The organism is Streptomyces sp. NPDC052773, from assembly GCF_044547145.1.
GTDB lineage: Bacteria > Actinomycetota > Actinomycetes > Streptomycetales > Streptomycetaceae > Streptomyces.
In genome coordinates, this window is sequence record NZ_JBITZX010000018.1 from 24,219 (window position 1) to 48,825 (window position 24,607).

The window sequence follows — 24,607 nt, forward strand, 5'->3', positions numbered from 1 at the left end:
CCGGGCCGCGGGTGCGGACGTACGGCTCTCACGAACCCGGTCGTACGGCTCTTGCAGACCCGCTCTCATCTCACGAACCGTCTCACGAGCCCGCGAGGAAGCTGAGGCGTACCTGGCGCTGGGGGTTGTCCCGGTTGGTGTCGACCAGGCACACCGACTGCCAGGTGCCCAGCTCCAGCCGTCCGTTCAGCACGGGCAGGGTGGCGTGCGGCGGGACGATGGCGGGCAGGACGTGGTCGCGGCCGTGGCCGGGGCTGCCATGGCGGTGCTGCCAGCGGTCGTCGGCGGGCAGGAGGGTGTGCAGGGCGGTGAGCAGGTCGTCGTCGCTGCCCGCGCCCGTCTCGATGATGGCGATGCCGGCCGTGGCGTGCGGGACGAAGACGTTGAGGAGGCCGTCGCGTCCGGCGGCCGCCTCCCTGAGGAAGGCCTCGCAGTCGCGGGTGAGGTCGACGACGGTCTCCTCGGAGCCGGAGGTGACGTGCAGCACTCGGGTGGTGAACGCATCTGACATGTCCCCCATCCTGTCCCATCGGACCCGCGCCCGGGCGGACCGGCCGTCCGCGCCGGGAAGATCCCCGGCCCCCACGCTGTTGAGAGCGGCGTGAACAGCGCGCGCGAGGTCGAGGTAGTCGTCATAGGCGCCGGTCAGGCCGGTCTGGCCGGTGCCTTCCATCTGCACCGGTCCGGGTTCCAACCGGAGCGCGACTTCGTGGTGCTGGACCACTCCCCCGGTCCGGGCGGGGCGTGGCAGTTCCGGTGGCCCTCACTGACGTACGGCAAGGTGCACGGGATGCACGCGCTGCCGGGCATGGAGCTGACGGGGGCGGACGCCGGACGGCCGTCGTCGGAGGTGATCAGCGAGTACTTCGCGACGTACGAGCGGACCTTCGACCTGCGGGTCCGGCGGCCCGTCGACGTGCGGGCCGTGCGGGAGGGCCCGGGCGGGCGGCTGCTGGTGGAGTCGTCGGAGGGGACCTGGGCGACGCGGGCGCTGATCAACGCGACGGGCACCTGGGACCGGCCCTTCTGGCCGCGCTACCCGGGCCAGGAGACCTTCCGGGGGCGGCAGTTGCACACGGCGCAGTATCCGGGACCGGAGGAGTTCGCCGGGCAGCGGGTGATCGTGGTGGGTGGCGGTGCCTCCGGTACGCAGCATCTGCTGGAGATCGCGCCGTACGCGGCGTCCACCATCTGGGTGACGCGCCGGCCGCCGGTCTACCGGGAGGGGCCGTTCGACGAGAACGCGGGCCGCGCCGCGGTCGCGCTGGTCGAGGAGCGGGTGCGGCGGGGGCTGCCGCCGCAGAGCGTGGTGTCCGTCACCGGGCTGCCGCTGACCGACGCGATCCGGCAGGGGCTGGCGGACGGGGTCCTGGACCGGCAGCCGATGTTCGAGCGGATCACCCCGGAGGGGGTGGCGTGGGCGGACGGGCGGCAGGTGGAGGCGGACGTCATTCTGTGGGCGACCGGGTTCCGGGCCGCCATCGATCATCTGGCGCCGCTGCGGCTGCGCGAGCCGGGCGGCGGGATCCGGGTCGAGGGGACGCGCGCTGCCGTCGATCCGCGCGTTCATCTGGTGGGCTACGGGCCGTCGGCGAGCACCATCGGTGCCAACCGGGCCGGCCGCGCGGCCGTACGGGACATCAGGCGGCTGCTGGCCGGGGAGCCGGTCGCGGCGTGATGTCCCGTCGCGTCAGCGCTTCGGGCTCTGGCTCTTCTGCTGGGCGTTGAACTCGGCGACGTTGCGCTGGTGTTCGGCGTAGTCGGCGGTGAAGCGGGTGTCGCCCGGCTTGACCGTGACGAAGTACAGCCAGTCGCCCGGCGTGGGGCTGATCGCGGCACGGACCGCCTCCTCGCCCGGGTTGTCGATCGGCGTGGGCGGCAGGCCCATGCGCTGGTACGAGTTGTACGGGCTGTCGATGCGGGTGTCGTCCAGCGTGGTCTTGAGCGTGGACCGGTTCAGCGCGTAGTTGATGGTGGAGTCCATCTGAAGCGGCATGCCGCGCTCCAGGCGGTTGAAGATCACCCGGGCCACCTTGCCCATGTCCTCCTTGGTGGCGGCCTCGGCCTGGACGATGCTGGCGATGGTGACGGCCTGGTAGACGTTCATGGCGTTGCGCTGGGCGCCGGCCGCGATCGGGGCGCCGTTGAACTTCTTGTTCGCGTTCTCGACCATCGCCGACAGCAGCGCCTCGGGCGTGCTGTTCTCCGCCAGTGGATACGTCGCCGGGAAGAGATAGCCCTCCGGGTTGCCCTCGGCGTCGAGCGGCAGTTTGAGATTGGCCTTGGCCAGGGACTTCCTGGTGGTGCCCGCGGGCAGTTCGAGGGCCTTGTCGACGGCCTCGTAGACCTGGGCGGCGCGCCAGCCCTCCGGGATGACCAGGGACGTGGGCTTCTTCTCCTCCTCGTCCTGGAGGGTCAGCAGCGGCACCGCCACGGCGGTGCCGGCCACGACGGCTCCGGTCGCGATGAGGGCCATGCGGCCTCGGCGCGTCAGTCGGATCGTGCTCCGTGACGGAGTGTTCATCTGCATGCGGGCACGGTAACCCGCATAACCTCACAAACCTGGCATATCTTCATCTTGTCGGCTCCAGTTGCGCGTCACGGCGGACCAGCGCGGCATAGCGGCCCTGGAGCGCCAGCAGCTCCTCGTGCGTACCCCGTTCGACCGCGCGGCCGGAGTCGAGGACCACGATCTGGTCGGCGCCCCGGATGGTCGACAGCCGGTGGGCGATGGTGAGCGTGGTGCGGCCCGCGGAGAGCGCGTCGATGGCCTGCTGTACCGCCTGCTCGGTGCCGGTGTCCAGGGCGCTGGTCGCCTCGTCGAGGATCAGCACCGGCGGGTCGCGCAGGATGGTGCGGGCGATGGCCAGGCGCTGCTTCTCGCCGCCGGAGAAGCGGTGGCCCCGCTCGCCGACCACGGTGTCGTAGCCGTCGGGCAGGGCGGCGATGTGGTCGTGGATCTGGGCCGCGCGGGCCGCCGCGTGCAGTTCCTCGTCGGTGGCGTCGGGCTTGGCGAAGCGCAGGTTGTCGGCGACGGTCGCGTGGAAGAGGTACGTCTCCTGGGAGACCACGCCGACCGCGCGGGCGAGGGTGTCGAAGTCCAGGTCGCGCACGTCGACGCCGTCGAGGGTGACCCGGCCGCCCGTGACGTCGTACAGCCGCGGCACGAGATAGCCCAGTGTGGACTTGCCGGCGCCGGTCGGCCCGACGACGGCGAGACTGCCGCCCGCGGGGACGGTGAGGTCGATGCCGTCGAGGACGGGGGCGCCCTCGTCGTCGTAGCGGAACTCGACGTTCTCGAACCGGACCTCGCCCTTGACCTTCTCGAGGCGGACCGGGCGGTCCCGTTCGGTGATGTCTATCGGCAGGTCGAGATATTCGAAGATGCGCTGGAAGAGCGCGAGCGAGGTCTGGATCTGGACGCCGGTGCCGAGCAGGCTCACGGTCGGGCGGAACAGGCCCTGCTGGAGGGAGACGAAGGCGACGATCGTGCCGAGCGAGACGTCCGGGCCGCCGAGGGCCAGGGCGAGGCCGGCCGTCCAGTAGATGACGGCGGGCAGCGCGGCCATGACGATCGTGATGACCGCCATCCGCCAGCGGCCCGCCATGTTGGAGCGCACCTCCAGCTCGACCAGGCGCTCGGACTCGTCGGCGAACGTCTTCGTCAGCGACTCGGCGCGGCCCATGGTGCGGCCGAGCAGGATGCCGCTGACCGAGAGCGACTCGGTGACCGTGGCGGCCATGGTCGCCATCTGCTTCTGGCGCTGGGTGGTGATCCTGCGGCGTTCGTTGCCCACCCGGCGGCTGATCCAGACGAAGACCGGGAGCAGGAGCAGCGAGACGACCGTCAGCCGCCAGTCGAGGGCGAGCATGGCGACGATCGTCGCCGTGACGCCGGTGAGGTTGGAGACCAGAGAGGTCGCGGTGGAGGTGACGGTGGCCTGCATCCCGCCGATGTCGTTGGCGATGCGGGACTGGACCTCGCCGGTGCGGGTGCGGGTGAAGAACGCCAGCGACATGCGCTGGAGGCGGCCGTAGACCGCGGTGCGCAGATCGTGCATGACGCGCTGGCCGACGGTGGTGGAGATCAGCGTCTGGAGCACGCCGAAGACGCTGGTGAGCACGGCGCTGAGGATCATGCCGAGGGCGAGCAGGGTGAGCAGGCCGGTGCGACGCTCGGGGATCGCGACGTCGAGGATCGCCTTCAGCAGGAAGGGCGTGGCGACCGAGACGACCGACGAGGCGGCGACCAGGAGGCCGACGACGGCCAGCCGGCCGCGGTAGGGACGGAAGAGCGCGAGGATGCGGCGCACCTGCCGGGGCTGTTCCCCGGCGTCGGCGGGCGGGCTCCAGTGGGGTTCGTTGTCGGGGTGCATGGCTCCTACGGAGGTGGGGCGGCGGGTGGCGGTGCGGTGGGGTCCGACCCGCCTGGGGCGAACGATTGAGGATGGTAGCTCATTGTTACCTATACTCACAATGAACGGTGTCCTGATATTGTTCCCGTATGACCACCCCTGATCCCGAGGCCCTGCTCGCCGAGCAGCTGCTGCGGCTGACCCGCCGGGTGCACCGCATCCAGAAGCGCCATCTGGAGCAGCGCGGCCTGGGCATCACGCCCGCCCAGTCCCGCCTGCTGCGCACCCTCGCGCACTACGGCTCGCCGCCCCGTATGGCCGATCTCGCCGAGCGTCTGGAGGTCGTGCCGCGGGCCGTGACCACGCTGGTGGACGGACTGGAGGCGAGCGGGAAGGTGCGCCGGGTGCCGGATCCGGCGAACCGCCGGGTGATCCGCATAGAGCTCACGGACGACGGCCGCGAGGCGCTGCGCGAGCTGCACGGGGCGCGGCGGTCGGCGGCGCAGGAGATCCTGGCGCCGCTGACGGAGGATCAGCGGACGGTGCTGGAGGGGTTGTTGGACGCGCTGGTGGACGGGTCCGGCGAGCGGGGTCGCTGAAACCTTTCGCGAGGTGGGAGCGGCGTCGGGAGGCCGCGGCCACCGGGGGAGGGTGGCCGCGGCCTTGTCGTTCGCGGTGGGGTGATGGCGGTTCAGCAGCGCCGGCGGTCCTCGGTGAGGACTCCCTGGACGGTCGTCAGCGTGCGGTCGTAGCAGGTCGACGGGTCGGCCGGGCCGGCCGGGCCGGCCGGGCCCGCCGGGGATCCGTACAGGCGGTAGCGCTCGCTCGTCGTGGCGACCGCGTGCCGTTGGTCGCGCGGGACGTTGACGGTGTAGGTGGCGTCGCCCGTGTAGGTGTCGTCGAGCCGTGACCACGCGATGCGGCGGTCGTCCTGTGGGCTGCCGTCGTGTGTGGGGCCGTGCTGTGTGGTGACGGATGTGGCCCGGTCGCCGAGGGTCAGCACCGTGCGCAGCCGGTCCGCCGCGCCGAGGGTGGTCGTGCCGGCCATCGTGTACGTCCGGTGGGCGCGCGTGGTCCGGGCAGGTCCGCGCCCGTCGACGGTGACCGTCTCGTGGTCGGTCCACTGCGCGTCGAGCGCGTCCGTGGTCTCGCCGTCGGTCCAGCGGTGCGCGGAGGTGTGGGCGAGGGAGCGGCTGACGGTGGTGGCGACGCGGCCGTGGGAGGTGTCGACGTAGCCCGAGACGGTGAGCCGGTGGGCGGCCTCGGTGTCCGCGCGGTGGCCGTCGTTCTCCGGACCCGGTGTGTAGACGGAGGAGTTCGCCGGCGCGCCCTCCCGGTGGACGGTGAGCCCGCCGGGGACGTGGGTGCGCTTCTCGTCCTGCCAGACGAGGACGTTCACGGGGGTGCTCCAGCCGGGGCGGCCCTCGGGCAGGCCGGCGACGGAGACCTCGATCCGGTGCGGGCGGCCGTCGTTGAGGAGTCCGGCGAAGGGGGTGAGGTCGTAGGCGATCGGCTTGATGTCGAAGGCGCGCGGACCCGGGACGACGTACCAGAGGAAGGGGTTGGACCAGCCGCCGGTCCACACCGTCGGGAACGGCGTGGCGATTCCGGCCAGTCGTCCGTCGACCCGGAGCTGTACCTCGCGGTACGGGCCGTCGTCGGCCTGGCAGGAGTACGGGGCGGAGGACGGCACCGTGAGGTACCAGTACTCCTCGCAGCCGCCGCCGGAGCCGGTGGCGTACACCTCGGCGACGACACGTTCGGTGTTGCGCGGGGTGGTGAGGGTCGGTCCCTTGGTGGGAGTCGATCCGTCGGCGGTGGGCGGTTCCTCGGTGAGGGTGAGGACGCGGTCGGGGGTGTCCGGCGGGGCGGGTGTGGTGGGCGTGGCCCGGTAGAAGGTCAGGGTGACCTTGACGTCGATGACGCCCGTGTAGGTGTCGTCGACGACGTTGCCGATCAGCATCTCGACGTCCTGGGCGCGGCGGAGGGTGTCGCTGTAGCGCGTGACGTCCTTCTCCACGGACCAGGTGATGCCGTCCGGTGACGGCTGCGGGGTGGAGGTGCGGAAGATCTCGACGCCGCCGACCTGGAGGTGGCCGAGACGGTCGTACTGACGGCCCTTCACCTTGCCGTCGAGGCGCAGCACGACCTTGCTCCAGCGGTCGCCGCAGCCGTCGGGTGGGGTGTAGGTGCCGCGGTAGGGGGTGAAGTCGCGGAACCGGGCTTCGGCGAGGGTGACTTCGCAGGACTCGGCGTCGGGCTTCGGGACGGGCGGGGCGGCGGTGAGCGGGTCGTGCCAGTCGGTACCGAACTCGGCGGGGACATCGGCTGCTTGGGCGGGGGCCACCGAGGGCAGGATGCTGACCAGGAGGGTCGCTCCCGCCAGCACCGCGCCCCTTCTGAGCATGGACATGATGAGCCGGTTTCTCATGGCGGGTGTTCTACGGGGGTTCGGCGGCGGCCGCAATGAGGCATCCCCGGCCGCGTGCGGGCCACCGTCCGGCCACCGCTTGCCAGTCTGTGCGGTCCCGTGGAAAACCGTTTGCTATTGACCATGTCCCGCGGCGAACCTTTCACGGTTTGGTGCCGCCGTTCATTCCCTGACCGAGCCCCTGGGACGTCATGCAGATCCAAGACCTTCCGTATCCCGACCCGGGTGTGCCCGACGCGCGCTCGGGGCCCCGATTCCTGTGGTGGCTCTTCCGGAACCAGCTGGGCGGCCAGCTGAAGTCGCTGGCCTGGGGCCTGCTGCACTTCGTGTCCGTGTCCGCGCTGCCGTTCTGCGTCGGGTTCGCCGTCCAGGCCGTCGTCGACCGCTCCGGCTCCCGGCTCGCCCTGGCGGGCGGGCTGCTCGCGCTGTGCGGGATCGGCGTCGCGGTCGGCGACACCTTCCTGCACCGCGCCGCCGTCACCAACTGGATCGGCGCCGCCGCCCGCGTCCAGCAGTTGCTCGCCCGCAAGGCCGCGCAGCTGGGCTCCGCGCTGACCCGGCGGGTCGCAGCCGGCGAAGTGGTGGCCGTCTCCACCGGCGACGTCGAGAAGATCGGCTGGTTCGTCGAGGCCGTCTCCCGGTTCACCGCCGCCGCCCTCACCGTCGTCCTGGTCGCCGCCGGACTGGTCGTGTACCAGCCCGCGCTCGGGGTGGTCGTCGCCATCGGCGTGCCCGTGCTGGCGGTCGCGGTGCTGCCGCTGCTCCCCCGTGCGACCCGGCGCGCCGACATCCAGCGCGAGAAGGCGGGACGGGCCACCGAGCTGGCCTCCGACACGGTCGCCGGCCTGCGGGTGCTGCGCGGCATCGGCGGCGAGGAACTGTTCCTCGACCGCTACCGCCGCGCCTCCCAGGAGGTCCGCCACGCGGCCGTGCGCAGCGCCCGGATGTGGGCGCTGATCTCCGCCATCCAGGTCCTGCTGCCCGGACTGCTGCTCATCTCGGTCGTCTGGTACGGCGTCCACCTGGCCCGCGACGGCCGGATCACCGTCGGCGAGCTGGTCACCGTCTACAGCTCCGTCATGATCATGACCTACCCGCTCCGCCACTTCGAGGAGATCGCCATGGCGTACTCCTTCTCGCGCCCCTCGGCCCGGCGGGCCGCGCGCGTGCTGTCGCTGGAGCGGGCCACCGACACCGACGGGACACGCGCCGCCGACCTGCCCTCCGGCGATCTGTACGACCCGGCCACCAGGCTGCTCGCGCCCTCGGGTCTCCTGACCGCCGTGGTGTGCGGCGACCCGGACGCGGCGGGGCGGCTCGCGGAACGGCTGGGCGGCCACGCCGCCGAGGCGGGCACGCCGGTGCTCCTCGGCGGCGTGCCGCTGGACGAGCTGCCGCTCGACACCGCGCGTACGGCCGTCCTCGTCCAGGACAAGGACCCCGTCCTGCTCTCCGGCACCCTGCGGGAACTGCTGGACGTCCCGTCCTCGGGTGCCGTGGGCGCCGAGCAGGCGCTGGCCGCGGCGCAGTGCGGGGACGTGCTGGCGGCGCTCGCGCAGAGCTCGCTGGACATCGACGACCCGCTGGACGCGCGGATCACCGAGCGCGGCCGGTCCCTCTCGGGCGGTCAGCGCCAGCGGCTCGCGCTGGCCCGGTCGCTGCTGACCAACCCGCAGGTGCTGGTCCTGGACGAGCCGACCTCCGCCGTCGACTCCCACACCGAGGCCCGCATCGCCGAGGGCCTGCGGAACCTGCGCGACGGCCGCACCACGGTCGTCTTCACCTCCTCGCCGCTGCTGCTCGACCGCGCGGACCGGGTAGTGCTGGTCCACGAGGGCCAGGTCGCGGCGGTCGGGCCGCACCGGGAGCTGGTGCGCGACGAGCCGCGGTACCGCGCGGTGGTGACTCGCGAGACCGAGGACGAGGCGGCTGGGGCCGCTGGTGTCGCGGCCGTCGAGTCCGCCGGCGGACTCGACGAACTCGGTGAACTCGCCGAACTGAACGAACTGGAAGAGATCGAGGAGACCGCATGATCGGCGTGGCGCCACCGGACTACGACCCGGCGGCCCCGACCACGGCGAGCACCCTGCCGGTCGGCGCCCCCGCGACCGTACGCGCCTACGTGGCCGAGCTGTTCCGCCGGCACCGCCGTGCCTTCCTGCTCCTCATCGGTGTGAACACGGTCGCCGTGGTCGCCTCCATGGCGGGCCCCTACCTGCTGGGCGGGCTCGTCCAGCGGGTGACCGACGGGGACCGGGAGCTGCACCTGGGCCTCACGGCGACGCTGTTCGTCGTGGCACTGGTCGTCCATGCCGGGTTCGTGCGCGAGGTGCGGCTGCGTGGGGCGATGCTCGGCGAGCGGATGCTGGCCGATCTGCGCGAGGACTTCCTCGTCCGGTCGGTCGGTCTGCCCCCGGGCGTCCTGGAGCGGGCGGGCACCGGTGATCTGCTCTCCCGGATCACCACCGACATCGACCGGCTCGCCAACGCGATGCGCGAGGCCGTGCCCCAGCTGGCGATCGGCGTCGTATGGGCCGGGCTGCTGCTGGGCGGACTGGTCGTCACGGCGCCGCCGCTGGCCGCCGCGGCGCTGCTCGCCCTGCCGCTGCTCGTGGCCGGCTGCCGCTGGTACTTCCGCCGGGCGCCGTCCGCGTACCGGTCCGAGGCCGCGGGGTACGCCGCCGTGGCCGCCGCGCTCGCCGAGACGGTGGACGCCGGGCACACCATCGAGGCCCACCGGCTGGGCCGACGCCGGGTGGAGCTGTCGGAGCAGCGGATCCGTGAATGGACCCGCTGGGAGCGGTACACCCTCTGGCTGCGGTCGGTGCTGTTCCCGGTCATCAACCTCACCCATGTGACGGTCCTCGGTTCGGTGCTGATGGTCGGCGGGGTGTTCGTGCTGCACGGGTGGCTCGACGTGGGGCAGCTCACCACGGGCGCGCTGATCGCCCAGATGCTGGTCGACCCGGTGGGGCTGATCCTGCGCTGGTACGACGAGCTCCAGATCGCCCAGGTGTCGCTGGCGCGGCTCGTCGGCGTCCGCGACATCGAGCCGGACGCCGGGGACGCCTCGGTGCTGCCGGACGGCCGTGACGTGCACGCCGACCGGGTGCGCTTCGGGTACCTCCAGGGCGTGGACGTGCTGCGCGAGGTGTCCCTGAAGGTGGCCCCCGGCACCCGGCTGGCGCTCGTCGGCCCCTCCGGGGCGGGCAAGTCCACGCTGGGCCGGCTGCTCGCCGGGATCTACGCGCCCCGGGACGGCCGGATCACCCTCGGCGGCGCCGAACTGTCCCGGATGCCGGCCGAGCGCGTCCGCTCCCACGTGGCCCTCGTCAACCAGGAGCACCACGTCTTCGTGGGCTCGCTGCGCGACAACCTCCTGCTCGCCCGGACCGACGCCGTGGACGCCGAGCTGTGGGCGGCGCTCGGCGCGGTCGACGCGGACGGGTGGGCGCGGGCCCTGGACGACGGCCTGGACACCGAGGTCGGCTCGGGCGGGCTCACGCTGACGCCGGCTCAGGCCCAGCAGATCGCCCTGGCCCGCCTGGTCCTGGCCGACCCGCACACCCTGGTGCTGGACGAGGCCACGTCCCTGCTCGACCCGCGCGCCGCCCGCCACCTGGAACGCTCCCTCGCCCGCGTCCTCGACGGCCGCACCGTCGTGGCCATCGCCCACCGCCTGCACACCGCCCACGACGCCGACGTCATCGCCGTCGTCGAGGACGGCCGCATCAGCGAACTGGGCAGCCACGCGGAGCTGGTCGCCGCCGACGGGGCGTACGCGGCGCTGTGGAGGTCCTGGCACGGGTGAGCCGAGCGGCGGGCCGGGCGGGATGCGCGGGATGCGGCCGGGTGCCGGCCGGGAAGGCCGTCCGTAGCCGAGGGCGAGCCTCCGCGCGGGGCGACAGCCGAGGGCGAGCCTCCGGGCGGGGCCGTGGCCTAGGGCATCCCCGCGTACGGCCGTAGCCGGGGGCGAGCCTCCGTGCGGGGCGACAGCCGAGGGCGAGCCTCCGGGCAGGGCCGTGGCCGAGGGCATCCCCGCGTACGGCCGTAGCCGAGGGCGAGCCTCCGCGTGCGGCCAGAGACTAGGGCGAGCCGCCGCCGGAGCCCGTCGCCACGGGACAGTTCCTGCCTGCGGCCCTCGCCATGGCAGAGGCTCTGCCATCGGCCTCGCGCCCGCCACCCGAGCCAGGGCGCCCCCGCGTACGGTGGCGGGTGCCCCGCCCCCGGGCCCTTGCCGTTGCGCGGTTCCGAACAGGGGTGGAAGGCTGGATAGCGGCGGCGCCGGCTCGGGGGCGCGCCCGCGGTCCGTGGCGGGCGGAGGCTGTGCCCCCGGCATGGACGGTCGCGGTCCGCCGCCCGCCGCGGTGAGAACGGCACCGTCCCCACCCCCTGGAGGTACCCGTGAACAGCGCCGACGGATGGGGAGACGACGTCTATCAGCCCGACGCGTCCGACCAACGCGAGGACACGGGCGTGCTCGACGCGGAAGACACCCTGGAGTACGACGGTGTCGACGACCCCCTCGACCGGGGCTGGTCCCCTCCGGAGCGACCGTGGGCGGTGGAGCACACCGGTGTGACGGCGGCCGAGCGCCACGCCGGGGAGACCCTGGAGCAGCGGCTGGCCGAAGAGCAGCCCGACCTGGCCGTACCGGACGGCGACGGCCTCGGCGACTCCGCGGACACGGACGGCGAGCTCTTGGACAACGAGGTCGGCGCCGCCCGCTCGGGCCGCCTCGTCGCCCCCGACGAAGGCGCGCACGAGGACGAGGAAGCCGCGCTGGTCGCCACGGACGTCGGCATCGACGGCGCCGCCGCCTCCGCCGAGGAGGCCGCGATGCACATCGTCGACGAGGAATCCCTGTCCGGCTGAGCGCGCCGGTCCCGACCCCTGTCTCCTGTCCCCGCCCCACCTGGAGCAGCCATGCAGCAGGACAAGCACCCCGACTACCACCCCGTCGTCTTCCGCGACCGGGCCGCCGGTTACGCCTTCCTGACCAGGTCCACCGCGACCAGCGACCAGACCATCGAATGGGACGACGGCGAGACCTACCCGGTGGTGGACGTGGAGATCTCCTCCGAGAGCCACCCCTTCTACACGGGCAAGGCCCGCACGGTGGACACGGAGGGCCGCGTCGCCCGCTTCGAGCGGCGCTACGGCGAGGGCACCCGCCCGCAGGGCTGACCCTGCCGCCCGGCCGGCCGGGCGGCAGCGGCCCGCCCGAGGCCCGGCACTCAGATCACATTGAGCGCTGCCGCCCCGCCCACTCCCCCGAGCAGCATGAACGCGGGCATCAGCACCTTCAGCTCCACCCAGCCGCCCGCCCGGAACCGCATGCCCTTCGGCGGACCGACCGGATACCAGCGCTTGCGTCCCACCGGGATCGGCCACAGGATCGGGCAGCCGGACACCGTCAGCGCGTCCCCGATGTCGTGCACCAGTGCACCCAGCACCACCGGCAGCCCCAGCCACAGGTACTCCTGGCCCGGCGCCGCGAACAGCCAGTCCGCACCGTTGTTCGGTTTGTCCAGCACTCCCGCGATGATCCACGCGCTGGTCGCGGCGAGCAGCCACACCAGGACATCGCTGCCGGAGCCGCGGGTCGCCCGCCACAGCAGGCCCTCGATCGCCAGGACCATGTGCACGAAGAGGATCGCCAGCACCGCCCAGCGTCCCCCGGTGATCGCCAGCACGGAGGTGCCGCCGCCGATCAGCACCGCCCACAGCCAGGTGTGCGTCAGCGTGCGGTGCCCGCCGGAGCGCCGCGGGTCGCCCTGCTTCTTGGTGGCCTTGTAGACGGCGTACGAGAGCTTGTCGACGATCTCGCACAGGCCGCGCGAGAGGGGACCGAAGGCCCGGGAGATGGTCGCGGCCTTGTGGTCGAGGTCGGGGGCGAGCGCGGCACCGGCGCAGATCAGCGCGCCGGCCAGCAGCACCGGCCACGGCATCGGGTGCCCGGCCGCCGCGGCTGCCGCTCCGACCCCGAGCCAGGCTGCGGCACCGGAGAGTGAGTGTGCTGGTCCCATCATCGCCGCTGCCCGCCCCGTTCCTCGTGTGCCGCTGTCCAGTTGACCGCGTGCGCTGACGCCACGTCGGCGACACAGCGTAGCGTTCGTGATCTTCGTACGGGCATCCGATTCCCGCATCGGGTGGGAGGCCAGGCAAGATGGGGGCGTGACCCTCATCGATCAGTTGCCGCCGACCGCCGACCCCGACGCCCTGTACGAAGCCTTCGAGTCGTGGGCTCAGGAGCGGGGGCTCACCCTCTATCCCCACCAGGAGGAGGCGCTGATCGAGGTGGTCTCCGGGGCGAACGTGATCGTCTCGACGCCGACCGGCTCCGGCAAGAGCATGATCGCCGCGGGTGCGCACTTCGCCGCGCTCGCCCGTGACGAGGTCACCTTCTACACCGCTCCCATCAAGGCGCTGGTCTCGGAGAAGTTCTTCGAGCTGTGCAAGCTCTTCGGCACCGAGAACGTCGGCATGCTGACCGGTGACGCGTCGGTCAACGCCGACGCCCCGGTCATCTGCTGCACCGCCGAGGTGCTGGCCTCGATCGCGCTGCGCGACGGCAAGAACGCGGACGTCGGCCAGGTCGTCATGGACGAGTTCCACTTCTACGCCGAGCCCGACCGCGGCTGGGCCTGGCAGATCCCGATCCTGGAACTGCCGCAGGCGCAGTTCATCCTGATGTCGGCCACGCTCGGTGACGTCTCGATGTTCGAGAAGGACCTGACCCGGCGCACCGGCCGGCCGACCTCGGTGGTCCGCTCGGCGACCCGTCCCGTCCCGCTCTCCTACGAGTACCGGCGCACCCCGCTCACCGAGACGCTGACGGAACTGCTCCAGACCCAGCAGGCGCCGGTCTACATCGTGCACTTCACGCAGGCGCAGGCGGTGGAGCGGGCGCAGGCGCTGATGAGCATCAACATGTGCTCGAAGGAGGAGAAGGAGCGGATCGCCGAGCTGATCGGCAACTTCCGCTTCACCACCAAGTTCGGCCGCAACCTCTCCCGTTACGTGCGGCACGGCATCGGTGTGCACCACGCCGGCATGCTGCCCAAGTACCGGCGTCTGGTGGAGAAGCTGGCCCAGGCCGGTCTGCTGAAGGTGATCTGCGGCACCGACACGCTCGGCGTGGGCGTCAACGTCCCCATCCGCACCGTGCTGTTCACGGCGCTCACCAAGTACGACGGCAGCCGGGTACGTACCCTGCGGGCGCGCGAGTTCCACCAGATCGCGGGCCGCGCCGGACGCGCCGGTTACGACACGGCCGGTTTCGTCGTCGCCCAGGCGCCCGAGCACGTCATCGAGAACGAGAAGGCGCTCGCGAAGGCGGGCGACGACCCGAAGAAGCGCCGCAAGGTGGTCCGCAAGAAGGCACCCGAGGGCTTTGTGGCGTGGTCGGAGGACACCTTCGAGAAGCTGATCGCCTCCGAGCCGGAGCCACTGACGTCCCGCTTCCGGGTGACACACACCATGTTGCTGTCGGTGATCGCGCGCCCCGGCAACGCCTTCGAGGCCATGCGCCGGCTCCTGGAGGACAACCACGAGCCGCGCAAGCAGCAGCTGCGGCACATCCGGCGCGCGATCGCGATCTACCGCTCGCTGCTGGACGGCGGCATCGTCGAGAAGCTGGACAAGCCGGACGCGGAGGGCCGGATCGTCCGGCTCACCGTCGACCTCCAGCAGGACTTCGCGCTGAACCAGCCGCTGTCCACCTTCGCGCTCGCCGCGTTCGAGCTGCTGGACCCGGAGTCGCCGTCCTACGCGCTGGACATGGTGTCCGTCGTGGAGTCCACGCTCGACGACCCGCGGCAGATCCTCGTCGCGCAGCAGAACAAGGCGCGCGGTGAGGCCGTCGCCGCGATGAAGGCGGACGGCGTCGAGTACGAGGAGCGCATGGAGCGCCTCCAGGACGTCACCTACCCGAAGCCGCTGGAGGAGCTGCTCTCCCACGCGTACAACACGTACCGCAAGAGCCACCCCTGGGTCGGTGACCATCCGCTGTCGCCGAAGTCGGTCGTCCGCGACATGTACGAGCGGGCGATGTCCTTCACGGAGCTGGTGTCCCACTACGAGCTGGCCCGCACCGAGGGCATCGTGCTGCGGTACCTGGCCAGCGCGTACAAGGCGCTCGACCACACCGTCCCCGACGACCTGAAGTCCGAGGACCTGCAGGACCTGATCGAGTGGCTCGGCGAGATGGTGCGCCAAGTCGACTCCAGCCTGCTCGACGAGTGGGAGCAGCTGGCCAACCCAGAGGAGATGACCGCCGAGGAGGCCCAGGAGAAGGCCGACCAGGTCAAGCCGGTCACCACCAACGCGCGGGCCTTCCGCGTCCTGGTGCGCAACGCCATGTTCCGCCGGGTCGAGCTGGCCGCCCTCGACCAGATCGAGGAACTGGGCGAGCTGGACGCCGAGTCCGGCTGGGACGCCGAGGCCTGGGGCGAGGCGATGGACAAGTACTGGGACGAGTACGAGGAGCTGGGCACCGGCCCCGACGCCCGTGGTCCCAAGCTGCTGATCATCGAGGAGGAGCCGCAGAACGGCCTGTGGCGCGTCCGGCAGATCTTCGACGACCCGAACGGCGATCACGACTGGGGCATCAGCGCGGAGGTCGATCTCGCCGCCTCCGACGCGGAGGGCCGCGCCGTGATCCGCGTGACCGACGTCGGCCAGCTGTGAGTACAGGAGAAAGGCACCCATGACGAACCCGGCCGAGAGACTGGTCGACCTGCTCGACCTGGAGCAGATCGAGGTCAACATCTTCCGTGGCCGCAGCCCCGACGAGTCCCTGCAGCGGGTCTTCGGCGGCCAGGTGGCCGGCCAGGCGCTGGTCGCCGCCGGCCGCACCACGGAGGGCGACCGCCCGGTGCATTCGCTGCACGCGTACTTCCTGCGCCCGGGCCGTCCGGGCGTGCCGATCGTGTACCAGGTCGAACGGGTCCGCGACGGTCGGTCGTTCACGACCCGCCGGGTCACGGCCGTGCAGCAGGGCCGCACGATCTTCAATCTCACCGCCTCCTTTCACAAGCCTGAGCAAGGGAGCTTCGAACACCAGCTGCCGCCCGCCCGGAAGGTTCCGGACCCGGAGTCGCTGCCGACGGTCACCGACGAGATCCGCGAGCATCTCGGCGCGCTGCCCGAGCAGTTGGAGCGGATGGCGCGCCGCCAGCCCTTCGACATCCGCTACGTGGACCGGCTGCGCTGGACGCCCGAGGAGATCAAGGACGCCGACCCGCGCAGCGCGGTGTGGATGCGGGCGGTCGGCCCGCTCGGCGACGACCCGCTGGTCCACACCTGCGCCCTCACGTACGCCAGCGACATGACCCTGCTGGACGCCGTGCGCATCCCGGTCGAACCCCTGTGGGGCCCGCGAGGCTTCGACATGGCGTCGCTGGACCACGCGATGTGGTTCCACCGGCCGTTCCGCGCGGACGAGTGGTTCCTGTACGACCAGGAGTCGCCGATCGCGACGGGCGGCCGGGGTCTGGCGCGTGGGCGGATCTACGACCTGGAAGGGCGCCTGCTGGTGTCCGTCGTCCAGGAAGGGCTCTTCCGGGCGCTGTAGCTCAGGAGCTTCTGCCGCGCAGCCACCCGAGCAGGCCGCGCGACTGCCGTTCCGGCTGCTGCCGCTGCCGCACGGCCTCCCTCTGCCGCACGGCCTCCCTCTGCCGCCCCGGCCCTCGCCGCCGGCCCGGGTCGGGCTGCCGCTCCGGGCGGGGTTGCAGTTCCCGGTGGGGTTGCAGTTCCGGGCGGGGTGGACGTGCCCGACGGGGCTGCACTTCCGCGTCAAGTTGCCGCTGCCAAGCCCGCCCCATCGGCAGCCCCTCGGCATGGGTCGGATGCGGACGGGCCCCGTGCGGTTCCTGCCCGCATGCGCGCACTGTGTGCCGGGGCTCTCGACGCGGAGCCGGCGGGGACGCGACTCCTGGCGCCGACGACGGCCGCCGCTGCGCCGGGCGTGGGGCCGGACGGTGCTCGCGGGCCTCCTCCAGGGACCGGGTCAGGTCGGCTCGCAGCCAGGCGATCTCGTCCGGATCGTCCGCCGTCGCGATCCTCGCGGTGAGCTGGGCCGCCGGCGACCCCGGGACGCTCTGGGCGGGGGGACCGGGCCGGAATCGGTTCAGGTGGGCCCGTTCGTAGGGGTCCTTGACCAGTTCCGCGATCTGGACCGGGTCGAGGAGCGCGGCCACCGCACCGGCCCGCTCCCAGGGGTCCTCGGCCCGCCGCAGCAGGAAACCCAGGTGACGGCCTCGCCAGTTCCGGGGCCGCAGATCGAGCCCGGCGTCCAACTGCTCGCGCAGTCCAGCGGGCATGCGGCCCTTCATCAGCGGCGCGTTCTTCTCGTCGGCGGCGATCTGCCGTAGCTCGTCGGCGAGATACAGCCAGACGACGACGCGATAACGGTTGACGAAGAAGCGGACCGGCGTGACCAGCCCCAGGCGGGCGGAGCGGGTGAACCGGGTCTCCGTCACACCCATGAGGGCAGCGGCCTCTCGGGTCCCTACCGTGCGCAGGCTGTCGATGAGCGCTTCCGGGAAGCCCTCCGCCGAGCGCAGCCGGTCGACTTCCGCCCGGGGAATCCTGCGGCCTCCGCCTCCCTCGTCGGGCACGGTGCGGACGCGGCCGAGATTCACCGCGAGATCGAACTCCGTGCGCTTCAGCCCGAGTTCGCGGGCGGCCCGGCCCGGCGTCCAGGTGAGGTGGTCCGGTGACGTGATGGTGCTGCCTGACATGTCGGTCTCCCCCGTGGAGTCGTGCGCTCACGCTCCGTGCGTTAGCGGTGACACCAACGTAACCGGTCCGGCCGACAGCGCGGCGAGCCTGTGGATAACTCCGCGGGGGACGACGAACGTGCAGGTCAGAGGTCGGCGGAGGAGGTCCGCTCGGGGTGGCGGGCGTCCACGCCCAGGTGTTCGCCCACCCGGTTGACGAGCAGGGTCATCTCGTAGCCGATCTGGCCGATGTCGGCCTCGGCGCCGCTGAGCACGCACAGACAGCTGCCGCTGCCCGCCGCGGTGACGAACAGGACGGCGTCGTCGAACTCGACCATCGTCTGGCGCACGCTGCCCGCGCCGAAGTGCCGCCCCGACCCCTTGGCCAGGCTGTGCAACCCGGAGGCGACGGCGGCCAGATGCTCGGCGTCCTCGCGTCGCAGTCCCGTGCTCGCGCCCGTCACCAGCCCGTCGTTGGACAGGACCAGTGCGTGCCGCACATGTTCGACGCGTTCCGTCAGGTCGTCCAGCAGCCAGCCAAGTCCCTGGTTGTGCGCCATGTTCCGGTCTCCCCGTGTGATGTCGCCGCCCGGTCCGGACGGGATCTCTCCGTCAGCCTTCCCCAGGACCGGCGTGCGGGCAAGGAGGATGGACGGCATGGCACAGAAGATGACCGACGCGGAATGGCGGGAGTTCGTCTCGTACGGCACTCGCACCGGAAAGCTGTCGACCGTCCGGAAGGACGGGAGCCCTCATGTGGCACCCGTCTGGTTCCTGCTGGACGGGGACGAGGTGGTGTTCACCACCGGTAAGGACACCGTCAAGGGGCGCAACCTGGCCCGCGACGGCCGGATCGCGCTCTGCGTGGACGACGACCGGCCGCCCTACGACTACGTGGTGCTGCGGGGGCGCGCCCGGCTCTCGGAGGACCCGGACGAGCTGCGGCACTGGGCCGCCCGGATCGGTGCCCGGTACATGGGTGAGGACCGCGCCGAGGAGTTCGGGGCGCGCAACGGCGTGCCCGGCGAAGTCCTGGTGCGGGTCACCATCGGCAAGGTCCTGGCGGAGAAGGGCGTCGCCGACTGAGACGTCGCCGGCTGAGGCGTGGGCGACTGAGCCGTGGCCCACTGAGGCGTGGCCCACTGAGGAGGTCCGGTTCGCCGGGCGTGGGCCGCGGTGGCCGGCGCCGTTGGGCCGCCGTGACCCGCGCTGCCCCCGTTCAGACCACGGAGTCGAGCAGCCGGGCGGTGTGCATCCGCCCGGCGTACTCGACGAGCCGGATCAGCACCTCCTTGCCGGAGTCACGGTCGCGTGCGTCGCAGAGGACGACCGGGGTGCCCTGGTCCAGGTCGAGGGCGCGGGAGACGTCGTGGGCGCCGTAGGTGCGGGCACCGGCGAAGCAGTTGACGGCGACCACGAACGGGATGCGCCGGTGCTCGAAGTAGTCCACCGCGGGAAAGCAGTCCTCAAGGCGGCGGGTGTCGGCGAGGACGACGGCACCGAGGGCGCCCTGCGCGAGTTCGTCCCACAGGAACCAGAAGCGGTCCTGGCCGGGGGTGCCGAACAGGTAGAGGGACAGCCCCGAGCGGATGGTGATCCGGCCGAAGTCCATGGCGACGGTCGTGGTGACCTTCTGATCCACGCCGTCGGTGTCGTCGACCAACTGCCCGGCTTCACTGAGCAGTTCCTCGGTGCGCAGCGGGCGGATCTCGCTGACCGCGCCCACCAGGGTGGTCTTGCCCACGCCGAATCCGCCGGCGACCAGTATCTTCAACGCCAGGGCCGTGGTGTCGTCGTCCAGGGCGTCGGAGTTCTCGGAGACCATCGATCACTTCTCTCGGGAGTGCCGGCAACGGTCGACGGCGGGTGGGGAGTGCATCATGGCAACTTCGGTGCCTTTCCGGAGTCTTCGACCGCTCTTGGCCCCTACGGGACTGGATGGCGGCCGTCCGTCTACAGAGCCCGCAATCCTTCGATCACCTCGCGCAGGATCCGTTCGTCGGGCAGTTGGGCGGGCGGCACCGGGCGGCTGACGGTGACGCGGCCCAGCTCCAGCAGGTCGCCGACGAGGACCCGGACGACGCCGACGGGAAGGTCGGCGCCCGCGGCGAGTTCGGCCACCGACTGGGTCTCCACGCGACACAGGTCGATCAGGGCGCGGTGTTCGGGGCCCAGCGGGCCGTCGTCGTCGCGTCCGGCCGCGCCCGGGTCGAGCGTGACGAGGGCGATGAGGTCGAAACGCACTCCGGCAGGACCGGGTTTGGTGCGTCCGCCTGTCATGGCGTACGGACGCACCAGGGGCCCGGCCTCGTGGTCGTACCACTGGCTGCCCGCCTCGCGTAGGGCGCCGGTCGTCTCCTCGGTCGTCATGGCCGTGGTCCGCTCTTCCGTCTCATCCGGCGGCGGGCGGACGCGCGGTCGCGGACGGGTGCGGGGCCACGTGGGGCGGCGTGGCCGCGCGCGGGGGCGTGTACAGATGCTCGCCGACCCGCTTGACCAGCCGGGCCATCTCGTACGCCACGAGGCCGATGTCGGCGGTCACGGCGGTGAGGACGGCGAGGCAGGAGCCCTCGCCGGCGGCGGCGACGAACAGGAAGGCGTCGTCCATCTCCACCATGGTCTGGCGTACGCCTCCGGCGCCGAAGTGCCGGCCGGCGCCCTTGGCGAGGCTGTGGAAGCCGGAGGCGACCGCGGCGAGGTGTTCGGCGTCCTCGCGGCCCAGGCCGCTGGAGGCGCCTACGGCGAGTCCGTCGTTGGAGAGCACCACGGCGTGGCGGACCTCGCGGACCCGCACCACCAGGTCGTCCAGCAGCCAGTCGAGTTCGCCGGACCGCTGGGCGGCCCTCGGGTCCTGGATCATGCGGGGTCTCCTTCGCTGCTGTCGGGGCCGGGCGCGGGGTACGGAACGGTGCCGCGGCCGGGGCGGCGCCCGCCGCCGCGGACCCATCCGTCGCGGTAGGCCGTCATCCGGTCCCGTACGAGTTCGGGGGTGCGCCGGTCGTCGTCCCGCGGCGCGGGCGGCCGGGCGGGCTCCTCGGGGCGGTGGTCGCGCAGTTGGGGGGCGAGATGGCTCTGCCGTACCCGGCGGGGCAGGTAGTCGGGGTCTCCGGGGGTGTCGGGGCCTCCGGGGGTGTCGGAGCTTTCTGGAGGGTCGGGGGGACGGTGCAGGCGCAAGGCGGTGACTCCCGGGGGCGGAGGTTCGGGGCTGTGCTCCGCGACGGCCGGGGCGGGCGGGGGCACGGGGGCCACCAGCGCGGGCCGGTCGGCCGGGGAGGGGACGGCCTGGACGGGCGTCTCCTGGTGGCGGGGGCCGCCGGGCACGCGCGCGTGGACGCGTTCCTCGGCCTGCTGGGCCACGGCCGGCTCGCTGGGGGAACGTTCCGCCGCGCCGCTGTGCAGCAGGGTTCTGGGCAGCAGGACGACGGCAGTAGTGCCGCCATAGGGTGAGGTCCGCAGGTGCACCTTGATGCCGTGCCGTGCCGCGAGTCTGCTGACCACGAACAGGCCGAGCCGGTCGCTGTCGAACAGGTCGAGCGCCTCGGACCGGGCGATGCGCCGGTTGGCCTCGGCGAGGGTCTCCGGGCCCATGCCGAGACCGCGGTCCTCGACCTCGACGGCGTATCCGTTGCCGACCGGCTCGCCTGTCACGCGTACGCGGGTGTGGGGCGGCGAGAACTGGGCGGCGTTCTCGATGATCTCGGCGAGCAGGTGGGTGAGGTCGGCGACGGCGGCGCCCACGACAGAGGCCTCGGGGAGTTGGCGTACCTCCACGCGCGCGTAGTCCTCGATCTCGGACACGGCGGCGCGGACCACGTCGGTCAGGGAGACCGGCCTGCTCCAGGCCCGGCCGGGTGCCGCGCCGGAGAGGATGATCAGGCTCTCGGCGTGGCGTCGCATCCGCGTGGTGAGGTGGTCCAGGCGGAACAGGTCGCCGAGTTCGTCGGGGTCCTCGGAGCGGCGTTCCATGCTGTCCAGCAGGGTGAGCTGGCGATGCACGAGGACCTGGCTGCGGCGGGCGAGGTTGACGAAGACGCCGGAGATGCCGCTGGCCAGTTCGGCGCGTTCCACGGCGGCCCGCAGCGCCGCGCGGTGCACGGTGCCGAGGGCCTCGGCGACTTGTCCGGTCTCGTCCTCGGCGGGCGGTCCGGGCGGGGCCTCCGCGCGGACGTCGATCTCCTCGCCGGCGCGCAGTTTCCGCATCGCCTCGGGGAGTTTGCGGCGGGCGATCTCCAGAGCGCTGTTGCGCAGGCTCACCAGCTCGACGACGAGGCCCCGGCCGATGCGCACGGAGATGACGAGGGAGGCGGCGACGGCTGCCAGGCCGAGCAGGACGGCGGCGCCGGCCGGGGTGAGCAGTCCCCGGGTGAACGGGTCCGCGCGGTCGGCGACGCCGCGTGCCGCATCCTGCTCGATGCTCCGCATGCCGTCCTGTACGCGCGCGTGTGCCCGCTGCCAGGTGGCCTCGGGTGCCGCCGCCACCGCGCGGGCGCCCGCGCTGCTGTCCAGGACCCGGTCCTCCAGGTCGCCGACGGTGGCGTAGTCGGGGCCTTCGGCGAGTTCCCGCCAGGCGGCGTGTTCGGCGCCGCGCAGGTCGGCGACGGCGGACTCGGTGAGGGTGCGACGGGTGTCGACGGCGCCGGTGAACAGCCGCAGCCGCTCGCCGGTGAGGCCGTCGGCGAGGCGCGCGCTGCCCAGCAGCGCGTCCTCCTGGGCCAGTGCCTCGCCCGCGCGGGAGAACTCCAGCAGCACGCGCGCGTCGGAGCCGAGTGCGGCGTCCTGGACGCCGGTGAGCGCGCCGCCCATGCGGAAGGCGGTCGTGATGGTGCCGGTGTACCGCTCGTACGTCTCGTTCCAGCCCGCGCGGCGGTCGAGTACGGCGGTGCGCAGCGAGCGCAGTTCCCCGGCGCCGGTGACGAACGCGGCGAGGCGCTGGGCGACTCCGGCGGGCAGTTCCCGGCCGTCGGCGACGGTGCCCCGCTCGCCGAGGCGGAGCCGTGCCACCGCGCGGTCGGTCTGCGCCGCGAGCCGTTTCAGCTCACCGCTTCCGCCGGCCGACGGATCGGTCGCGTACCGCACGGCGGCGGCGCGTTCGGCCTGGAGGGCGGCGACGGCGTCCGCGACGGGGGCGCGGACCTCGGCGTCCACGCGCTGCACCTGGCGCAGTCGCGTGACGTCCTGGGCGGTGGTCACGGTGGCGTACCCCCACAGGGCCAGCAGGGAGACGACGGGCACCATCAGCAGACAGATGATCTTGGCGCGGACGGTGCGCGGCCGTATGTGCCAGGGGTTCCGGGGCGCGGCGGCGGGTTCCGCGGGCGTGTCCGCGCCGTCGGCGGGGCCCTCGTCGGCGGGTGGTCCGGCGTGGGCGCGGCGGCCGCGCACGGCGGGCGGGGGCGGCGTCTCGTCGCCTGCGGTCGGGGTCGTACGGGGTGTACGCATGGCCTCCTCGCTCGGGAGAGGAGTCGGGGTCAGCGGGCGGCGGTCTCGACGGGTCGCTGGGCGGAGGCGGTCGCCTCGCGCTCGCCCGCCGTCGGCGACAGGGCGACGAAGGCCGAGGTCAGGAAGAGATAGGACCCGAGGCCGACGGCGAGGGGGAAGACGAACTGCATCGCCGAGGCCCCGGGCAGCGGCTCACCGGACGGCGTGACACTGACCCGCACGGCGAGCATGCCGGTGTAGTGCATGCTGCTCACCGCCGCGCCCATGACCAGGGAGGCGACCGTGACGGCGACGGGCGCCTCGATGTTGAGCGCCGCCCACAGGGCCGCCGTCGCGGCGACGACCGCGATGACGACGGAGAGCGCGACCAGCGCCGGGTCGTAGGTCACCTCGCCGTGCAGGTGTACGGCGGCCATGCCCAGGTAGTGCATGCTGGCGACGCCCAGGCCGGTGGTGAGTCCGCCGAGCAGGAGCGAGCGGGTGCGGCCGGGCCCGTAGCCGACGGCGAAGACGCCGGCGCAGACGACGACCATGGCGACGAGCAGGCTGAGCACGGTCAGCGGTACGTCGTAGCGGATCTCGGTGCCGCCGACGCTGAAGCCGAGCATGGCCACGAAGTGCATGGTCCAGATGCCGGTGCCGATGGCGGAGGCCGCGGTGATCAGCCAGTTGCGGCGCGAGCGCCCGGTGGCGCCGAGAGCGCGCACGGTGCAGCGCAGCCCGAGTGCGGCGCCGGTGCAGGCCATCGCGTACGACAGCACGGGGGTCAGCCAGCCGAAGGCGGCGTGGTCCAGGTGTCCCATGGCCCCGGGACGCTAGGGGGGCAGGGGCGCACAAAGGGGGCGCATTTCGAAAGCTGGTGGAATATGACGCACAGATGTACCTGAACGATCGCGTCACGCTCGAACGTGTGCGCCGAGACGTCATCCGTGTCGGTGAGAGATCATGCGGAACATGAGCGACGACCGCACGCACGTCCAGGAGTTCTTCACCGCCCGCGCGGCCGACTGGGACAGCCGGTTCCCCGACGACGGCCCCGCCTACGCCGCCGCGGTCGCCGAACTCGGGGTGCGCGCGGGCGACCGAGTGCTCGACGCGGGCTGCGGCACCGGACGTGCCCTGCCGCCGCTGCGCGCGGCCGTGGGGCCGTCGGGCGTGGTGCTCGGGGCGGACCTGACGCCGGCGATGCTGGAGGCCGCCGTACGGGCCGGGAGGGACCGGGACGGGCGGCTGCTCCTCACCGACGTGGCCGCACTCCCGCTGCGGACGGGGTCACTGGACGCGGTCTTCGCGGCCGGCCTCATCGCCCATCTGCCCCAGCCGGCCGCGAATCTGCGGGAGCTGGCGCGGGTCGTGCGCCCCGGCGGCCGGCTCGCCCTGTTCCATCCGATCGGCCGCGCCGCGCTGGCCGCCCGCCACGGGCGGCAGATCACTCCGGACGACCTCCGCGCGGAGCCCCGTCTGCGTCCGCTGCTCGCCGCGTCGGGCTGGCGCATGACCTCGTACGCCGACGAGGACGCCCGCTTCCTGGTGCTCGCCGTGCGCGAGGGCTGAGCCATCACGTGCAGTGCGCGAGGGCCGAGCCATGACACTTGCCGTGTGTGAGGGCTGAGCCACCGCACTCGCCGAGCGCGGAAGCCGAGGCCGCCGCCTCCGCC

21 protein-coding genes and 1 pseudogene are annotated in these 24,607 nt (G+C 72.7%); 10 read left to right on the forward strand and 12 right to left on the reverse strand.

The genetic code is table 11. From position 1 onward, the window contains the following. Positions 1-82 precede the first annotated feature (82 nt). Complete coding sequence (locus ACIG0D_RS30470) at positions 83-511, reverse strand: secondary thiamine-phosphate synthase enzyme YjbQ (protein WP_399807218.1); 429 nt, start codon at positions 509-511, stop codon at positions 83-85. A 90-nt stretch (positions 512-601) separates the two neighbouring features. Here ACIG0D_RS30470 and ACIG0D_RS30475 point away from each other — a divergent pair, with 90 nt between their 5' ends. Beyond that, on the forward strand, positions 602-1,678 hold the full coding sequence (locus tag ACIG0D_RS30475; RefSeq protein ID WP_399807221.1) for an NAD(P)-binding domain-containing protein: 1,077 nt from the start codon (positions 602-604) through the stop codon (positions 1,676-1,678). 12 nt (positions 1,679-1,690) lie between these two features. On the opposite strand, the gene mltG is transcribed toward ACIG0D_RS30475, so the two are convergent. Together mltG and ACIG0D_RS30485 are read right to left on the reverse strand one after the other, a co-directional pair. Then, a complete protein-coding gene (mltG, locus tag ACIG0D_RS30480) occupies positions 1,691-2,530 on the reverse strand; it encodes an endolytic transglycosylase MltG (protein WP_399807224.1) in 840 nt (279 codons plus the stop codon). A 43-nt stretch (positions 2,531-2,573) separates the two neighbouring features. Beyond that, on the reverse strand, positions 2,574-4,376 hold the full coding sequence (locus ACIG0D_RS30485; RefSeq protein WP_399807227.1) for an ABC transporter ATP-binding protein: 1,803 nt from the start codon (positions 4,374-4,376) through the stop codon (positions 2,574-2,576). 128 nt (positions 4,377-4,504) lie between these two features. On the opposite strand from ACIG0D_RS30485, the gene ACIG0D_RS30490 reads away from it, so the two are divergent. Continuing rightward, a complete protein-coding gene (locus ACIG0D_RS30490; protein ID WP_399807230.1) occupies positions 4,505-4,954 on the forward strand; it encodes a MarR family winged helix-turn-helix transcriptional regulator in 450 nt (149 codons plus the stop codon). 92 nt (positions 4,955-5,046) lie between these two features. On the opposite strand, the gene ACIG0D_RS30495 is transcribed toward ACIG0D_RS30490, so the two are convergent. Next, complete coding sequence (locus ACIG0D_RS30495; RefSeq protein WP_399807233.1) at positions 5,047-6,786, reverse strand: peptide-N4-asparagine amidase; 1,740 nt, start codon at positions 6,784-6,786, stop codon at positions 5,047-5,049. Positions 6,787-6,977: 191 nt separating this feature from the next. Between ACIG0D_RS30495 and ACIG0D_RS30500 the strand changes: the two genes are divergently transcribed. From ACIG0D_RS30500 to ACIG0D_RS30515, 4 genes are all read left to right on the forward strand, one after another. Continuing rightward, positions 6,978-8,819, forward strand: coding sequence for an ABC transporter ATP-binding protein (locus ACIG0D_RS30500; RefSeq protein WP_399807236.1), 1,842 nt, complete (start codon positions 6,978-6,980; stop codon positions 8,817-8,819). Continuing rightward, positions 8,816-10,597: an ABC transporter ATP-binding protein gene (locus ACIG0D_RS30505; protein ID WP_399807239.1), complete on the forward strand. Its 1,782-nt coding sequence runs from the start codon at positions 8,816-8,818 to the stop codon at positions 10,595-10,597. The genes ACIG0D_RS30500 and ACIG0D_RS30505 overlap by 4 nt, the downstream gene beginning before the upstream one ends. 593 nt (positions 10,598-11,190) lie before the next feature. Next, the gene (locus ACIG0D_RS30510) at positions 11,191-11,661 is read left to right on the forward strand and encodes a DUF5709 domain-containing protein (RefSeq protein WP_399807241.1); all 471 of its coding nucleotides are present in this window, start codon (positions 11,191-11,193) and stop codon (positions 11,659-11,661) included. Positions 11,662-11,712: 51 nt separating this feature from the next. After that, positions 11,713-11,973 carry a type B 50S ribosomal protein L31 gene (locus tag ACIG0D_RS30515; RefSeq protein WP_399807245.1) on the forward strand — a complete coding sequence of 87 codons (261 nt, stop codon included), beginning with the start codon at positions 11,713-11,715 and terminating at the stop codon, positions 11,971-11,973. Positions 11,974-12,023: 50 nt separating this feature from the next. On the opposite strand, the gene ACIG0D_RS30520 is transcribed toward ACIG0D_RS30515, so the two are convergent. Beyond that, positions 12,024-12,818, reverse strand: coding sequence for a metal-dependent hydrolase (locus ACIG0D_RS30520; RefSeq protein ID WP_399807247.1), 795 nt, complete (start codon positions 12,816-12,818; stop codon positions 12,024-12,026). A 145-nt stretch (positions 12,819-12,963) separates the two neighbouring features. Here ACIG0D_RS30520 and ACIG0D_RS30525 point away from each other — a divergent pair, with 145 nt between their 5' ends. Both ACIG0D_RS30525 and ACIG0D_RS30530 read left to right on the forward strand, forming a co-directional pair. Beyond that, the gene (locus ACIG0D_RS30525; RefSeq protein ID WP_399807250.1) at positions 12,964-15,477 is read left to right on the forward strand and encodes a DEAD/DEAH box helicase; all 2,514 of its coding nucleotides are present in this window, start codon (positions 12,964-12,966) and stop codon (positions 15,475-15,477) included. Between the two features lie 19 nt (positions 15,478-15,496). Next, positions 15,497-16,363, forward strand: a complete 867-nt coding sequence (locus ACIG0D_RS30530) for an acyl-CoA thioesterase II (RefSeq protein ID WP_365764534.1) — start codon at positions 15,497-15,499, stop codon at positions 16,361-16,363. A 325-nt stretch (positions 16,364-16,688) separates the two neighbouring features. Here ACIG0D_RS30530 and ACIG0D_RS30535 read toward each other — a convergent pair. Both ACIG0D_RS30535 and ACIG0D_RS30540 read right to left on the reverse strand, forming a co-directional pair. Next, positions 16,689-17,531, reverse strand: a pseudogene (locus ACIG0D_RS30535) (DUF6397 family protein); the annotation flags it as partial. A 125-nt stretch (positions 17,532-17,656) separates the two neighbouring features. Beyond that, complete coding sequence (locus ACIG0D_RS30540) at positions 17,657-18,070, reverse strand: roadblock/LC7 domain-containing protein (RefSeq protein WP_399807254.1); 414 nt, start codon at positions 18,068-18,070, stop codon at positions 17,657-17,659. A 97-nt stretch (positions 18,071-18,167) separates the two neighbouring features. On the opposite strand from ACIG0D_RS30540, the gene ACIG0D_RS30545 reads away from it, so the two are divergent. After that, a complete protein-coding gene (locus ACIG0D_RS30545; protein WP_399807257.1) occupies positions 18,168-18,596 on the forward strand; it encodes a PPOX class F420-dependent oxidoreductase in 429 nt (142 codons plus the stop codon). Positions 18,597-18,729: 133 nt separating this feature from the next. On the opposite strand, the gene ACIG0D_RS30550 is transcribed toward ACIG0D_RS30545, so the two are convergent. The 5 genes from ACIG0D_RS30550 to ACIG0D_RS30570 all read right to left on the reverse strand — a co-directional run bounded on the left by ACIG0D_RS30550 (position 18,730) and on the right by ACIG0D_RS30570 (position 23,752). Next, on the reverse strand, positions 18,730-19,335 hold the full coding sequence (locus tag ACIG0D_RS30550; protein WP_399807260.1) for a GTP-binding protein: 606 nt from the start codon (positions 19,333-19,335) through the stop codon (positions 18,730-18,732). Positions 19,336-19,463: 128 nt separating this feature from the next. Next, the gene (locus ACIG0D_RS30555) at positions 19,464-19,880 is read right to left on the reverse strand and encodes a DUF742 domain-containing protein (protein ID WP_399807262.1); all 417 of its coding nucleotides are present in this window, start codon (positions 19,878-19,880) and stop codon (positions 19,464-19,466) included. Between the two features lie 22 nt (positions 19,881-19,902). Continuing rightward, positions 19,903-20,370 (reverse strand): roadblock/LC7 domain-containing protein, encoded by a 468-nt coding sequence (locus tag ACIG0D_RS30560; protein WP_399807265.1) that lies wholly within the window; start codon positions 20,368-20,370, stop codon positions 19,903-19,905. Further along, positions 20,367-22,949, reverse strand: a complete 2,583-nt coding sequence (locus ACIG0D_RS30565; protein ID WP_399807268.1) for a nitrate- and nitrite sensing domain-containing protein — start codon at positions 22,947-22,949, stop codon at positions 20,367-20,369. The genes ACIG0D_RS30560 and ACIG0D_RS30565 overlap by 4 nt, the downstream gene beginning before the upstream one ends. 29 nt (positions 22,950-22,978) lie before the next feature. Then, positions 22,979-23,752, reverse strand: a complete 774-nt coding sequence (locus ACIG0D_RS30570) for an MHYT domain-containing protein (protein WP_399807270.1) — start codon at positions 23,750-23,752, stop codon at positions 22,979-22,981. 151 nt (positions 23,753-23,903) lie between these two features. Here ACIG0D_RS30570 and ACIG0D_RS30575 point away from each other — a divergent pair, with 151 nt between their 5' ends. After that, positions 23,904-24,503 carry a class I SAM-dependent methyltransferase gene (locus ACIG0D_RS30575; protein ID WP_399807273.1) on the forward strand — a complete coding sequence of 200 codons (600 nt, stop codon included), beginning with the start codon at positions 23,904-23,906 and terminating at the stop codon, positions 24,501-24,503. The last annotated feature ends 104 nt before the right edge of the window (positions 24,504-24,607 follow it).